This is a genomic window from Gordonia zhaorongruii, assembly GCF_007559005.1.
In the GTDB taxonomy this organism is placed as follows: Bacteria; Actinomycetota; Actinomycetes; order Mycobacteriales; family Mycobacteriaceae; genus Gordonia; species Gordonia zhaorongruii.
Genome location: NZ_CP041763.1, coordinates 1,842,952 through 1,856,907 on the forward strand (window position 1 = coordinate 1,842,952; position 13,956 = coordinate 1,856,907).

At 66.9% G+C, this 13,956-nt stretch carries 13 protein-coding genes; 5 read left to right on the forward strand and 8 right to left on the reverse strand.

What is annotated here, in order from left to right; all coding sequences use genetic code 11:
• The first annotated feature begins 17 nt into the window (after positions 1–17).
• Complete coding sequence (locus tag FO044_RS08515; RefSeq protein ID WP_244945731.1) at positions 18–2,306, forward strand: ATP-binding domain-containing protein; 2,289 nt, start codon at positions 18–20, stop codon at positions 2,304–2,306.
• Positions 2,307–2,333: 27 nt separating this feature from the next.
• Here FO044_RS08515 and FO044_RS08520 read toward each other — a convergent pair whose 3' ends face one another.
• Both FO044_RS08520 and uvrB read right to left on the reverse strand, forming a co-directional pair.
• On the reverse strand, positions 2,334–2,777 hold the full coding sequence (locus FO044_RS08520) for a universal stress protein (protein ID WP_132991475.1): 444 nt from the start codon (positions 2,775–2,777) through the stop codon (positions 2,334–2,336).
• 157 nt (positions 2,778–2,934) lie between these two features.
• Complete coding sequence (gene uvrB / locus FO044_RS08525; RefSeq protein ID WP_132991476.1) at positions 2,935–5,088, reverse strand: excinuclease ABC subunit UvrB; 2,154 nt, start codon at positions 5,086–5,088, stop codon at positions 2,935–2,937.
• Positions 5,089–5,217: 129 nt separating this feature from the next.
• Between uvrB and FO044_RS08530 the strand changes: the two genes are divergently transcribed.
• Positions 5,218–5,691 carry a QcrA and Rieske domain-containing protein gene (locus FO044_RS08530; protein WP_132991477.1) on the forward strand — a complete coding sequence of 158 codons (474 nt, stop codon included), beginning with the start codon at positions 5,218–5,220 and terminating at the stop codon, positions 5,689–5,691.
• A gap of 19 nt (positions 5,692–5,710) precedes the next feature.
• Here FO044_RS08530 and FO044_RS08535 read toward each other — a convergent pair whose 3' ends face one another.
• Positions 5,711–6,154 (reverse strand): VOC family protein, encoded by a 444-nt coding sequence (locus tag FO044_RS08535; protein ID WP_132991478.1) that lies wholly within the window; start codon positions 6,152–6,154, stop codon positions 5,711–5,713.
• 89 nt (positions 6,155–6,243) lie between these two features.
• On the opposite strand from FO044_RS08535, the gene FO044_RS08540 reads away from it, so the two are divergent.
• Complete coding sequence (locus FO044_RS08540) at positions 6,244–6,798, forward strand: ribonuclease FAU-1 family protein (RefSeq protein ID WP_143965477.1); 555 nt, start codon at positions 6,244–6,246, stop codon at positions 6,796–6,798.
• Here the strand turns inward: FO044_RS08540 and FO044_RS08545 are convergent.
• A complete protein-coding gene (locus tag FO044_RS08545; RefSeq protein WP_186290518.1) occupies positions 6,787–7,563 on the reverse strand; it encodes a TetR/AcrR family transcriptional regulator in 777 nt (258 codons plus the stop codon). The two genes, FO044_RS08540 and FO044_RS08545, sit on opposite strands and share 12 nt — an antisense overlap.
• 250 nt (positions 7,564–7,813) lie before the next feature.
• Between FO044_RS08545 and FO044_RS08550 the strand changes: the two genes are divergently transcribed.
• Positions 7,814–9,346: a DEAD/DEAH box helicase gene (locus FO044_RS08550; protein ID WP_132993254.1), complete on the forward strand. Its 1,533-nt coding sequence runs from the start codon at positions 7,814–7,816 to the stop codon at positions 9,344–9,346.
• Positions 9,343–9,924 (forward strand): hypothetical protein, encoded by a 582-nt coding sequence (locus FO044_RS08555; protein WP_143965479.1) that lies wholly within the window; start codon positions 9,343–9,345, stop codon positions 9,922–9,924. The genes FO044_RS08550 and FO044_RS08555 overlap by 4 nt, the downstream gene beginning before the upstream one ends.
• Here the strand turns inward: FO044_RS08555 and coaE are convergent.
• The 4 genes from coaE to FO044_RS08575 all read right to left on the reverse strand — a co-directional run bounded on the left by coaE (position 9,911) and on the right by FO044_RS08575 (position 13,925).
• The gene (gene coaE / locus FO044_RS08560; RefSeq protein ID WP_143965480.1) at positions 9,911–11,044 is read right to left on the reverse strand and encodes a dephospho-CoA kinase; all 1,134 of its coding nucleotides are present in this window, start codon (positions 11,042–11,044) and stop codon (positions 9,911–9,913) included. The genes FO044_RS08555 and coaE overlap by 14 nt on opposite strands.
• Before the next feature lie 64 nt (positions 11,045–11,108).
• The gene (dmpG, locus tag FO044_RS08565; protein WP_132991483.1) at positions 11,109–12,158 is read right to left on the reverse strand and encodes a 4-hydroxy-2-oxovalerate aldolase; all 1,050 of its coding nucleotides are present in this window, start codon (positions 12,156–12,158) and stop codon (positions 11,109–11,111) included.
• Complete coding sequence (locus FO044_RS08570; protein WP_132991484.1) at positions 12,155–13,117, reverse strand: acetaldehyde dehydrogenase (acetylating); 963 nt, start codon at positions 13,115–13,117, stop codon at positions 12,155–12,157. Before FO044_RS08570 ends, dmpG begins: the two co-directional genes overlap by 4 nt.
• Positions 13,110–13,925, reverse strand: a complete 816-nt coding sequence (locus tag FO044_RS08575; protein WP_143965481.1) for a 2-keto-4-pentenoate hydratase — start codon at positions 13,923–13,925, stop codon at positions 13,110–13,112. The genes FO044_RS08570 and FO044_RS08575 overlap by 8 nt, the downstream gene beginning before the upstream one ends.
• Between the last annotated feature and the right edge of the window lie 31 nt (positions 13,926–13,956).

Here is a 13,956-nt window from a genome sequence, read left to right on the forward strand (position 1 = left end):
GGTAGCATTGGTTGATCGTGACCTCCGATTCCCGCTTCCCCGAAGAACAGTCGCATCTGGACGCCGTGTACGGACGACTGGACCGCATGCGTGCCACGACCCGCCGTCGACTCGGTGAGACACTGCGCGAATCTGCGGGTACCCCGCAGGCACTGTCCGAGCGCGAGTCGTACGAGCGGATGTACTCGGACGAGTTGGTGAAGATCGATGCGGCAGAGCACAACCTCTACTTCGGCCGCCTCGACATGGTCGATTCCTCCCCGGACTCGCGGTCCGAACTTGAGGTGCGTCGCATCGGCCGCATCGGCATCCTCGACGACGATGCGCGCGATACCACGTTGCTCCTCGATTGGCGCGCCCCGCTGGCCCGCCCGTTCTACCTGGCCACTCCGGCGTCACCCGAGGACGTCGAGCGCCGCCGCCACATCCGCACCCGCTCGAGGGCCGTGCGGTCGGTCTCCGACGAGCATCTGCTGTCCGGACACATCGATGACGACAGCACAGGTGCGAACGTCGTGAACGAGTCCGCTCTGGTCGACGCGCTCAACGCAGCGCGTACCGGTGAGATGACCGACATCGTCGAGACGATCCAGCGTGAGCAGGACGAGATAATCCGATCGACGCATCGCGGTGTGATGGTCGTCCAAGGCGGTCCGGGTACGGGAAAGACAGCCGTGGCCCTGCACCGAGCCGCCTACCTCCTGTACACGTACCGGGACCTGCTCTCACGCAGCGGCGTTCTCATCCTCGGACCCAATGAGGACTTCCTCAGGTACATCGGCCAGGTTCTGCCGTCCCTCGGCGAGACCGGTGTCCTGCTGTCGACGGTCGCCGACCTGTTCCCGGACGTGCACGCGCGCGGGCACGACACCCGGTCGGCCACTGCACTCAAGGGAGACGAGCGCATGCTGAACGTCCTGCGCGCCGCGGTGCGGGCCCGGCAGGCACTGCCCGGCAAGGGGCTGGTCACCTATTTCGACGGCTACGAACTGCCCATCGACGCCGAGGTGATCAAGACTGCGCGCGCCCACGCCCGGTCCACCCGTCGTGCACACAACCTGGCGCAGCGGGCGTTCCTGCGCGCCGCCCTCGACGAGCTCGCCGGGGTGCATGCGCACCGGATCGGGGCGAGCGAGCTGGACGGCTCCCAATTACTCACCGACGCGGACCTCGAGGACATCCGAAGCGAACTCGAGTCCGACGCGCACGTGGTGGAGGCGTTGCTGGAATTCTGGCCCACTCTCACACCGCAGGGAGTGCTGCGGGACCTGTACGCCGACCCGGCGTATCTGCGGAAGGCCACTCGTGGATGGACCGATGCGGACCGCACGGCTCTGCTGCGTCGATCACGACCGCTCCCCGACGACGCCGACCTGTCCCCCGCCGACGTGCCGCTTCTGGACGAACTGGCGGAGCTGGTCGGCTACCGTACCGATGAGGCCGACCAGGTGAACCGTGCTCGCTGGCGGCAGCAGCTCTCCGAGGCGCAGGACGCACTGGACATCCTGACCGGTTCCGCGCCACAGGATCTCGAAGACGACCTCGACCCCGAGATTCTGATGGCCTACGACCTGATCGACGCCGAGCAGCTCGCCGAACGACAGGTGCACACCGAGCGGCGCACCACGGCCGAACGCGCGTACGAGGACCGGACGTGGACGTTCGGGCACGTGATCGTCGATGAGGCGCAAGAACTCTCGCCGATGGCGTGGCGAATGGTGATGCGGCGCATCCCGAATCGATGGATGACCGTCATCGGTGACACCGCGCAGACCGGCGACGCCGCGGGCACCGCATCGTGGCGCGAGGTGTTCGAACCGTATGTGGCCAATCGCTGGCGGCTGCACGAGCTGACCGTCAACTACCGGACGCCGTCGGAGATCATGCACTATGCGACCCGGGTGCTGGCATGGATCAACCCGGAACAATCGGCACCGAAGTCGCTGCGCTCCAATGGAATCGAACCGTATGCGCTCGCGGACGAGAATCCGGACCGAGCTGCGGCACGTCTCGCCGACGACTCCCAGTGGCCCGGGCTGACAACGATCATCACTTCCGACGGGACCGTCGACGACGTCCGGGCGCAGGCAGTCGAACTCGGACTCGATGTGTCGGTGCACGCGATCACGGCCGCGAAGGGCCTCGAGTTCGACAACGTGATCCTCGTCGAACCCGCCGAGCTGGTCCGTGAATCACCGCGCGGCTACAACGATCTGTATGTGGCCCTCACGCGAGCCACGCAGCGCCTCGTCGTCGTGCACGCGCGGGATCTTCCACCCGATCTCAACGACATGCCGGCCCATTGACGACGACGAGACCCTCGCCGCAGTGGACTACGTCGTGTGAATGATCAGCACGTCGCACGCAGCCTTGCGTGCGACATCGGCCGGAACCGAGCCCAGCAAGCGGCCGGCGATCGAGTTGAGGCCCTTGTTGCCGACGACGAGCAGATCCGCCTGCACGTCGACGACGAGCTGAAGCAACGCGTCGACGGGAGCGCCCTGCACGGCACGCTGAACCACGGTCTTGGCGCCGGCGGTCGTCGCACGTTCCTTGGCGGTGCGCAGGATCTCCTCGGTGGGCGAGGAACCCATCACCTGGTACGCCTCGTCGCGAAGTGCGTCCGTTGCAGCGCTCGCGGACTTCCCATCGTTCGGGAAGTAGGCGCAGGCGATGACGACGGTCGCGTCACCGGCGATGGCGCCCGCGCGATCGACGGCCTTCAGTGAAGATTCCGATCCGTCGGTGCCGACCACGATCGTCGAGTATCCGCTCATGTGTGAGTTTCCCTCCAGCTGATATCACCGGGCCATTTCGTCCAACTGCGAAAATGACCCTTTCCGCTCACGAACATACCTTGCCGCACGCACGGACCACCGTCACTTACCGCCCATTGTCACGAATGCAGCATCCGATTCGGCAATGAAAGCCGGATCACTTGATGCCCGCCGCATCCATCCCGCGCAATTCCTTCTTGAGGTCGGCGATCTCGTCGCGGAGTCGGCCCGCCAACTCGAACTGCAGGTCACGGGCCGCATTCATCATCTGGTCGGTGAGTTCGTGAACCAGATCCGCAAGCTCTGCCCGCGGCATCGACGATGTGTCACGTTGTTCGTACACACCAGCACTCACCGACTTCGACACCTCCCCCTGTGCCCGGCGACCGCGACTCGAATTGCGACCGGAGCCACCGACTTCGACGGTGTCCTCAGCTTCCGCGTACACCTGATCCAGGATATCCGCGATCTTCTTCCTCAATGGTTGCGGATCGACGCCTTTCTCCTTGTTGTAGGCGATCTGCTTGGCGCGGCGACGCTCGGTCTCCTCGATGGCGTTCTGCATGGAGTCGGTGATCCTGTCGGCGTACATGTGCACCTGACCCGATACGTTTCGGGCGGCACGACCGACCGTCTGAATCAACGACGTCGTGCTCCGCAGGAAGCCCTCCTTGTCGGCGTCGAGAATCGCAACCAATGACACCTCGGGCAGGTCGAGTCCCTCACGCAGCAGATTGATGCCGACCAGCACGTCGTACTCGCCGCTTCGCAGTTGGCGCAGCAACTCCACGCGGCGCAAGGTGTCCACTTCCGAGTGCAGGTATCGCACTCGAACTCCGAGTTCGAGCAGGTAGTCCGTGAGATCCTCGGACATCTTCTTGGTGAGTGTGGTGACGAGGACGCGTTCGTCTCGCTCGGTGCGCTCCCGGATCTCGTGCACCAGATCGTCGATCTGCCCCTTGGTCGGCTTGACGACGATCTCCGGGTCGAGGAGGCCGGTGGGACGGATCACCTGCTCGACGAACTGCCCGCCCGATTGGCCGAGCTCGTACGCTCCCGGCGTCGCCGAGAGGTAGACGGTCTGCCCGATGCGATCGACGAACTCGTCCCAGGTGAGCGGACGGTTATCGACCGCCGACGGCAGGCGGAAGCCGAACTCGACGAGGTTGCGCTTGCGCGACATGTCTCCCTCGTACATCGCCCCGATCTGCGGCACCGTCACATGCGACTCGTCGATGACCATCAGAAAGTCTTCCGGGAAGTAGTCGATGAGCGTCGCCGGCGCTGATCCGGGCCCGCGACCGTCGATGTGCCGTGAATAGTTCTCGATCCCGGAGCAGAACCCGACTTGGCGCATCATCTCGAGGTCGTACGTGGTCCGCATGCGCAGCCGCTGCGCTTCCAGGAGCTTGTCCTTCGCCTCGAGGTCGGCCAGCCTCTCCTCGAGTTCCTTCTCGATGCTCGCCATCGCCTTCTCCATGCGCTCCGGACCGGCGACGTAATGCGTCGCCGGGAAGATGCGCAGCGTGTCGACCTCCCGGACGACGTCGCCGGTGAGCGGATGCAGGTAATAGAGCGCCTCGACCTCGTCGCCGAAGAATTCGATCCGGACCGCGAGTTCCTCGTACGACGGGATGATCTCCACGGTGTCGCCGCGCACACGGAAACCGCCACGGGTGAACGACATGTCGTTGCGGGTGTACTGCACGTCGACGAGCAGGCGCAGGAGCGCGTCACGGTCGATGCTGTCTCCCACGGTCAGCTCGACCGACCGATCGAGGTAGGACTGCGGAGTGCCGAGACCGTAGATGCACGACACCGATGCGACCACCACCACGTCACGGCGGGACAGCAGACTCGACGTCGCCGAGTGCCGGAGCCGTTCGACGTCGTCGTTGATCGAGCTGTCCTTCTCGATGTACGTGTCCGTCTGCGCGATGTACGCCTCGGGTTGGTAGTAGTCGTAGTAGGACACGAAGTACTCGACGGCGTTGTTCGGCAGCATCTCGCGAAGCTCGTTCGCCAGCTGTGCGGCGAGGGTCTTGTTCGGCGCCATCACCAGCGTCGGTCGCTGCACTTTCTCGATCAGCCATGCGGTGGTCGCCGACTTACCGGTACCGGTCGCACCGAGCAGGACGATGTCCTTCTCTCCGGCATGCAGACGGTTCTCCAGGTCGGCGATGGCGGTCGGCTGGTCACCGGCGGGCTCGTACTCGCTGACGACCTCGAATTCGGCCTCGGACCGCTCCACCTCACCGATGGGACGGAACTCGGAGTACGCGATGACCGGCTGCTCTGCTGCGAATGCCATGACACCAGGGTAATCACTGGCACCGACAGGATGCTTTCACTCACGAAGCCGGACCGCACCTGGTCCAATGGAGGGTGGATTCGTCCACAGCCTTCGGAGACGGTCCACGCGACGCCACAGGAGACGACCATGAATCAGCGCTCCCACTCGTTCGACCGTCACAGCGCGACCGGCGTGCCACGGCGTCGTGTACTGCTCGCCGCGCCGATCGGCGCCCTGACTCTTGGAGCCGTCGGAGTCGCTGCGTGCAGCACCGACGAAGGGACGGACTCCCCCGCCGCCACAGGCACTGAGGGGACGAATGCCTCCGGCCCGGGATCGCCTGGAGGCGTTCGTCTCGCAGCCACTGCGGACGTTCCGGTCGGCGGCGCCACCGTGGTCGGCGACGTGATCATCACGCAGGCCACCGAAGGCGACTTCGCGGCATTCAGCACCAAATGCCCGCACAAGGGCTGCGACGTCGGCGCGGAATCCGACAAACTGCACTGCCCGTGTCACGGCAGCGAGTTCTCCTTCGATGGCGCGGTGACGCACGGTCCCGCGAAGCGCGGTCTCGACCCGATCGCAGTCACCGTGAAAGGCGCCGATATCGTGCGCTCCTGACTCGCCCAGGACGCGGAGGTCACACCCCGGTCACCGCGCCGTCGGCAGTGACCCCGAACGCCGGATTGTGCACGAAGTCCCACCGGAATCCGTCCGGATCCGCGACGCACGCGCTGGTCCCGCCCCACGGTTGCCGGGTCGGCTCGGTGATCACCTCGGCACCTGCTGCGACGGCCCGGGCGAACCAGCGATCCACGTCGCCTGCCGCTGTCACGTTGTGACCGAGGGACAGCGGTGGTGCGAGCTCTCCGTGTCCGACGGCGCCGTACTCACTCGGCATCTGCTCCACGTTCCAGAGTGCGAGCATCAGACCGTGACCTGCCTGCACGAAGGCGATCTCGTCGCCGACCCGGTTGATCACCGCGAATCCGAGGCCTTCGGCGTAGAAGGATGTCGAGGCGGCGACGCTCCGGACGCCGAGGGTGATCGCGCTGATGGACGGTGCTGTCGAAGGTCTCGTCATAGCGGTGACGATAGCTCCGACCACCGACATCCGGGCGCTTCAGGGAAACCGGGGGACGCTCCTCCTGCGCGGCAGCTAGGTTGACACCCATGACCGACCACGTTGCGGAACCCGATGCCGTGCACGCGCCGAAGGTCGAGGTGTTCGACGTTCCCGCGATGACCAACACCGACAACAAAGGTTTCGTCCGCCCGGTCGACGAGTACCGCGAGACCGATTTCGGTCTGTACATGTCCCGGACCGCGGACCATCCCCGATTCGACCGACTGGAACTGTGGCTGCTGCCCGCACTCGGGCTGCGGGCCAACATCTTCCACTTCGTGGGCGGATACCGCCCGGAGCAACGGCTGTACCTCGACATCGGCCGATTCCACGGCCCCGACCGGTCCGGAAGATGGCACTCGGTCGACTGGTATCTCGACTTGATCGACCGTCCCGGACGACCACTCGAGCTGGTCGATGTCGACGAATTGTTCCAGGCGCACTCCGCGGGCCTGCTGACCACCGGCGAGTGCGAGGAGGCGGTTGCCGCCGCGATGCACGCCATCTCCGGAGCAGCCGCCGTCGACAACGTGCAGACCTGGCTCGACGGCGCGATCGGCAGCCGCCTCAGCTGGCTCGACCGACCGGGGTCAGCCGGCTGACCCGACCGGCCCCACCGCTCCGTTCGCCAACCATGCCTCGACACCGTCGAGCAGAACGGTGAGCCCGAGTTCGAAGCCTGCCGAGGGATCGCCCGGGGCGGAGTAGTGCTCCCCCACCGCAGTGCCCACGCGACTCGACAACGGAAATGCGCCCGAGGGCATCGCAGCGGCGAGTTCCGGGCCGACCACCTGCCACCACTGATCGTCACTGAACCCACTCGCACTCACGGCCCGCGCCGCTGCGGCGTCACGTGCACTTCCGGCTGCGAACACTCCGAGCAGCGCCAACAGCCCGTCGCGCTGCACATCGGCGATGGGCAGATCCTCGATCAGCCCGAGCTGCGCCTCGTAGCGGCGGAGCCGACCGGGTCCGAGGACATCTCGCCACGGCGGCACATGCAGCAACCACGGATGAGCGAGATATCCGGCATGCATCGCCCGAACGGCATCGGCGAGCGATTCGCGCAGCAACACCGCGCGAACCGGTTCGCGCTCCTGTGCCGCAACTCGATCGACCATGAGCGACACCAGCACATCACGGGTCGGCACGTACGTGTAGACGGTCATCGGTCCCACACCCAACTCGTCGGCGAGCGCACGCATCGTCAGCGCATCCAGACCGCGCGCATCGGCGTGCTCGGTGGCGACATCGATCACGCTATCGAGACTGAGCCGCTGCTTCGGCCCCTTCTTCGCCACCGATCTCACCGGTTCCCGCCGCCACAGGAGGCGGACCAGTGCTCGTGCTTCGTCCTCAGGCGTCACGTGCAACCTTTCTCCGTACAGTGTACGATAATAACAGTTCGCCGCCCCGGACGCAGAAGGACCTCCCCTGAGCATCGAAGTCACCTACCTCCCCGACCTCCATCAGTTCGCAGTCTGGTCGTCGCATCACCTCGACGACCCAGCACGTCGTACCTGCCTGCCCCTGGTCGTGCCGCGCGACGGCGGTCTCACCGTCGACCAGGTCCGGTGCGATGTGGTCGACGTCGGCGAGCTGCCCGGGCGGGCTGCGATGAGCGACTCCCACGCCGCGTGGTGCGCTCGAGTCGCGGATCCGTCCCGTTCAGCCCATGACCCGCTGCCGATCGCCGCGCACGCCGAACCCGACCCGAGCGGCTCGGCCGTCACCTCGGCCGAGTACGCGACCATGTCGTTCGCCGATGCTCACGAGACCGCGTGCGCACTCACCGAATCGATCGACGCGTCGATGCGGCCGTACCAATCGGCAGGCGTGGCGTGGCTGCTGCGCACCCTCCGCGATCACGGTGGGGCACTGCTCGCCGACGAGATGGGCCTCGGCAAGACGCTGCAGGCCATCGCTGCGCTCCGCTGCCGCGGCGACGGCCCGCACCTGGTGGTCTGCCCGGCAGGCCTGGTCACCAACTGGCGCCGTGAGATCGAGCGGTTCGCGCCGGATCTGGCCGACCACGTGAGCATCCTGTCGTACGCGCGGCTCCGCCTCGACTCCGCGCAGCTCGCCGAGACGCAGTGGAACACCACGGTGTTCGACGAGGCGCACACGCTGAAGAACTCGCGCACACAGGTGTCCAGAGCGGCCCGGGCACTCCGGTCCGAGGGCACGATCGCGCTCACGGGCACTCCCATCGAGAACTCGCTCGACGACCTGTGGGCGATCCTCCGCGTCGTCGTACCCGCGATGTTCCCGGTGAAAGCGGTGTTCCGCCGTCGCTTCACCCGGGCCGTCGAGTCCGGTGACGACGGAGCCCTGCTGCGTCTGCGCAGCGCCGTCGCACCGGTGATGCTCGCGCGCACCAAGGAAAGAGCCGCAGGCGCGCTGCCGCCCAAGATCGACAACCCGATCATCTGCGATCTCACCGACGAACAGGCCCGCATCTACGACGCTCATCTGGCCCGCGCCGCCGACGAAGGGTTCGGCACCGGCCTGGCACGGCACGGCCGTCTGCTCGCGGTCCTCACCACGCTCAAGCAGATCTGCAATCACCCCGCCCTCGCGGACGGTCCGGTCCGCTCATGGGAGCCGGGACGATCAGGGAAGCTCGACGTCGCGATGGAGGTCCTCGACGAGAACATCGCGGCTCAGCGTCCGACGCTGATCTTCACTCAGTACCGGGACACGGGCGACCTGCTCGCGCGTGCCGCCTCGGCGCTCGCCGGTACCGACGTTCCGTTCTTCCACGGAGGACTCTCGATCACCGAGCGCGCGGCCATCGCCGACCGGTTCCAGTCCGGCGACGGGCCCGGAGTGCTGGTGATGAGCCTCAAAGCCGGGGGCACAGGTCTGACGTTGACGCGCGCCTGCGACGTCGTGCACTTCGATCGCTGGTGGAATCCGGCAGTCGAGGCGCAGGCCACCGACCGGGCGCACCGTATCGGTCAGGACCGGCCGGTCACGGTCACCACGCTGACGACGGCGACGACCCTCGAGGAGCACATCGACGGCATGCACCGCCGCAAGGCGCTGCTCGGCGTGCACGGCGACGATCGGTCCATCGTCGCCGAGCTGGCGGGCCTCGACGACGAGCGCCTGCTCGACGTCCTTCGACGCAACAGGGAGGCCGTATGACGACGCCGGAGTTCGGGTTCACCGCATGGGGTGCGGATATCGTCCGCATCGCGGAACCGATCACCACGAGCACGCCCAACGTGCTCGCACCACGTGCCCGTCGCATCGCCCGCAACGACGGTGTGACATTGGCGGTCGACGGCCGGCAGGTGACTGCGCACGTGCATCGCGGCGGACAGGCCTCCGTCGCACATCTGGAGATGACCACGATGGACGGTGCGGTCGCGACCGCCGCTCGTGAGCTGATGGGCCCGCGCACCGAGCCCGACGATGCCGTGCACGCGGCCCTCCGCGAACGCGGCCTGCATCCGGCACCGTCCATCGAGGCCGCGGACTGCTCGTGCCGTGCGCGGACGATGATGTGCGTCCACGTTCTCGCCGCGCTCTATGCGCTCGCGTCGCTCATCGATCACGAGCCCTCGACCGTCCTGACTATCCAGTCGTTCCGCACCGCCGACAGCGTCCCGGCCGGGGACGTCGCGCAATCGCGGCCGATTCCCCGCTGGACTCCGTTGGCGGCCTTGGACGTTCGCGGCTACTACGCGGCACGACCGACGGCGCCGGTCACGACTCGGTGAGCCCCTGCGTGATCCGTGCGAGCGCCCGGTCGAGGAACGGCTTCTTCGCCACGGCATAGCTCACCGGGTCGTCGTTCGCACCGGCGAGGGCTGCCTTCTTCACCGCGAGATACTCGGCGCGTGCGGACTCGTCGGCGATCAACCAGTCCCGGAAGTCGAGCGCGAACCGAACGTCCGCACCGTCGGCCGACCGCACGTACACGTTCACGGGGCGTCCCGGATCGGCACTGGAGTGGAATCGCTCACCGGCAGCTGCGCTCGACACCGGCGGGAAGCCGCCGTCCGCGAGCGTCTCGATCAGGTCGTCGGCAGCAGCCGGATCGGCGACCCCGATCTGCACGTCGATGACCGGGACCGCAGCCAGCCCTGGCACCGCAGTCGACCCGATGTGGTCGATTCGCTGCGCCCGCTGACCGACGAGCGCCCACAGCCGGTTCACCACGCGCTCGCCGAGCGCCTCCCAGTCCGGGTCGTGATCGACGAGCTCCAGCGGCGCCGGCACCGGGGTGCGGTCGGCCACGTTGTCGCGGAACGGCGTCAGACGGTCCTCCCACACCTGCCGTGCGGCGGACGCGAGGCGGTCGGGAGTCCCGGAGTTGTCGAGCCACACGTCTGCGACCCGGCGCCGCTGCTCGTCGGTGGCCTGCGCGCCGATGCGCTGGCGCGCGTCGTCGGGGTCCATCCCCCGCAGTTCGACGAGCCTCGACAGTCGCACCTGTGCGTCGGTGTGCACCACCACGACGAGGTGATAGAACGGCGCCATGTGCCCCTCGACGAGGAGCGGCACGTCGTGGAGGATGATCGCGTCATCCGGTGCCGCGTCGGTCAACTCCTGAGTCCGCTGCCCGATGAGCGGATGCGTGATGGAGTTCAGGAGCGTCCGGCTCTCCTCGTCGACGAACGCCTTGGCGGCCAGGGCGGGACGGTCGAGGGAGCCGTCGGCGGCGAGGATCTCGGGGCCGAACGCCTGCGCCAATCGCGCGAGGCCCGGCGTACCCGGGGCCACCACCTCACGCGCGATCGAGTCGGCGTCCACGTGATAGGCACCACGCTCGATGAAAGTCTTCGCGACGGTCGATTTGCCGGCTCCGATGCCGCCGGTCAGGCCAACTCTGATCACCGGATCAGTGTGTCAGAGGGCCGTGTCCGTCTGGGCGCCGACACGGAAACCGCACACGCGGGAATCAGACGCCGGCCGGCTCGGCGTCCTTCTCCTGCGCCGCTTCCCGCTCCTCGACGAGCGTCAGTGCGATGTCGACGATCATGTCCTCCTGACCGCCGACCAGCCTGCGCTCACCGCAGACGGTGAGGATGTCCCGCACATCGAGGTCGTACCGCGCGGCCGCGGCTTCCGCGTGACGCAGGAATGACGAGTACACGCCCGCGTAACCGAGCGTCAGGGTCTCCCGGTCCACGCGGACCGGGCGGTCCTGCAGCGGACGGACGATGTCGTCGGCCGCATCCTCGAGTGCGTTCAGATCGCACCGGTGCTCGAATCCGGACAGGTTGGCCACCGCGACGAACGGCTCGATCGGGCAGTTCCCCGCCCCCGCACCGTGCCCGGCGAGCGACGCGTCGACGCGATACACGCCGTTCTCGACGGCCACCACCGAATTCGCCACGGACATCGACAGATTCTCGTGCGCGTGGATACCGATCTCGGTCTTCGGATCGAGGACGTCGCGGTACGCCTTCACTCGCGCCACGACGTCGTTCATGGTCAGCCGGCCACCCGAATCCGTGATGTACACGCAGTGCGCGCCGTACGACTCCATCAGCTTGGCCTGCTGGGCCAGCTTCTCGGGCTCGGACATGTGCGAGAGCATCAGGAAGCCGGCGACGTCCATGCCGATCTCGCGAGCCGCCGCGATGTGCTGTGCGGCGACGTCGGCCTCGGTGCAGTGCGTGGCGATGCGAACCGAGCGGACACCCAGATCCCAGGCGCGCTGCAGTTCCTCGACGGTGCCCACGCCGGGCAGGAGCAGCGTGGTGAGGCGGGCGTTCTTCAGCACGCTCGCTGCCGCCTCGATCCATTCCCAGTCGGTGTTGGAGCCGGGGCCGTAGTTGACGGATCCGCCGGACAGACCGTCCCCGTGGGCCACCTCGATGGCATCCACGCCCGCGGCGTCGAGCGAGGAGACGATGCGCTTCACGTCGTCGGTGCTGATCTGGTGACGGATGGCGTGCATGCCGTCGCGCAGGGTCACGTCCTGGACGAAGATCGGGGTGCTCATGCGGTCACTTCCTGTTCTGCCTTGAGTGCAGCGATCCGCTCGGCGTACTGCAGTCCGGCGGATGTCATGATGTCGAGGTTCCCGGCGTAGGCCGGAAGGTAATGGGCGGCACCCTCCACTTCGAGGAATACCGATACCTGGTGCGTGGGAGCGGATTCGGGCTCCTCTTTCATCAACGTGCCGACGGTCGCACCCTCTGCGATGGCGTTGATCTGCACTTTCTGCTTGAGCCGGTAACCGGGCACGTACGCGGACACGTCGGCGACCATCTTCTCGACGGAGTTGCGGATCTGCTCCTGCGTGTCGAGGTCGGGTGCGTCGACCAGTGCGTACACGGTGTCGCGCATGATCAGCGGCGGCTCGGCCGGGTTCAGGATGATGATCGCCTTGCCGTTGGCGGCTCCACCCACCTGCTTGATCGCATTCGACGTCGTCTCGGTGAACTCGTCGATGTTCGCTCGCGTTCCCGGGCCCGCCGACTTCGAGGCGATCGACGCGACGATCTCCGCGTAGGCCACCGGCGCTACTCGCGAGACCGCGGCGACGATCGGGATCGTCGCCTGACCGCCGCACGTCACCATGTTCACGTTGGCGGCGTCGAGGTGATCACCGATGTTCACCGCCGGAACCACGTACGGCCCGATCGCTGCGGGTGTCAGGTCGACCAGACGCTTACCGAGAGGTTCCAGGATCGAGGCGTTGTGCTCGTGCGCCTTCGCCGAGGTCGCGTCGAACACGATCTCGATCTCGTCGAAGCCGGGGAGCTTCACCAGTCCCTCGACCCCCTCGCTCGTAGTCGGGACTCCCATGCGCTCGGCGCGCGCGAGCCCGTCCGAACTCGCGTCGATGCCGACCATCGCACCCATCTCGAGGTGCTTCGCGGTGCGGATCACCTTGATCATCAGATCGGTTCCGATGTTGCCGGACCCGATGATCGCGACCTTCGTCTTCTCACTCATGTGCATTTCCTTCGCTGAATTTTGCGACGACCGTTCCCAATCCGGTGATCTCCACGGTCACCTCGTCTCCGGATCGGACCGGCCGCATGGGGCCGAGTGCACCGGACAGGATCACCTGGCCGGCGCGCAACGGTTCGCCGAAATCACGGGCGGCCCTGGCCAGCCACGCGACGGCGTTGAGCGGATCACCGAGGCATGCCGCACCGTTTCCGGTGGACACCTCCTCGCCGTTGATGAGCATCCGCATGTCGACATCGACAGGAGCGAACTCGTCGAGCGTCTTGGTGGTGTCGCCGAGGATGTAGACCCCCGAGGAGGCGTTGTCGGCGACAGTGTCGGCGAACTTGATGTCCCAGCCGTCGATCCGGCTGTCGCACACCTCGAGCGCGGGCATGCCGTAATCGATGGCAGCGCGGACCTGCGCGCTGTCGAGCGGCCCGTCGGCGAGATCCTCCTTGAGCACGAAGGCCACCTCGGCCTCGGCTTTGGGCTGCAGCAGCCCGCCGGTAGGCACCACAGCGCCGTCTGCGTAGGCCATGTCGTCGAAGAGGACGCCGAAGTCGGGCTGGTCGACCCCCATCTGCCGCTGCACGGCCTCCGAGGTGAGGCCGATCTTGCGCCCGACGATCGTGGCTCCGTGCTCGAGTCTTCCCGCAGTGAGTCGCTCCTGGACCCGGTACGCGGCCGGCAGGTCGACGGGACCTATGAGGTCGCGGACCGGCGCGCAGGCGGTACGGGTCTGCAGCGCCGTCAGCAGACGGTCGGCGGCCTGCTGCTCGGCCGTCGCGGCGTGTTCAGTGGTCGTCATATGACCATGGTGACCCTGCGCACAGCACAGC

What these genes read in the sequence shown, in the direction of transcription:
- FO044_RS08520 (WP_132991475.1), bottom strand. Translation starts at nt 2,777, where the DNA reads ATGAGCGGATACTCGACGATCGTGGTCGGCACCGACGGATCGGAATCT.
- uvrB (WP_132991476.1), bottom strand. Translation starts at nt 5,088, where the DNA reads ATGGCATTCGCAGCAGAGCAGCCGGTCATCGCGTACTCCGAGTTCCGT.
- FO044_RS08530 (WP_132991477.1), top strand. Translation starts at nt 5,218, where the DNA reads ATGAATCAGCGCTCCCACTCGTTCGACCGTCACAGCGCGACCGGCGTG.
- FO044_RS08535 (WP_132991478.1), bottom strand. Translation starts at nt 6,154, where the DNA reads ATGACGAGACCTTCGACAGCACCGTCCATCAGCGCGATCACCCTCGGC.
- FO044_RS08540 (WP_143965477.1), top strand. Translation starts at nt 6,244, where the DNA reads ATGACCGACCACGTTGCGGAACCCGATGCCGTGCACGCGCCGAAGGTC.
- FO044_RS08550 (WP_132993254.1), top strand. Translation starts at nt 7,814, where the DNA reads ATGAGCGACTCCCACGCCGCGTGGTGCGCTCGAGTCGCGGATCCGTCC.
- FO044_RS08555 (WP_143965479.1), top strand. Translation starts at nt 9,343, where the DNA reads ATGACGACGCCGGAGTTCGGGTTCACCGCATGGGGTGCGGATATCGTC.
- dmpG (WP_132991483.1), bottom strand. Translation starts at nt 12,158, where the DNA reads ATGAGCACCCCGATCTTCGTCCAGGACGTGACCCTGCGCGACGGCATG.
- FO044_RS08570 (WP_132991484.1), bottom strand. Translation starts at nt 13,117, where the DNA reads ATGAGTGAGAAGACGAAGGTCGCGATCATCGGGTCCGGCAACATCGGA.
- FO044_RS08575 (WP_143965481.1), bottom strand. Translation starts at nt 13,925, where the DNA reads ATGACGACCACTGAACACGCCGCGACGGCCGAGCAGCAGGCCGCCGAC.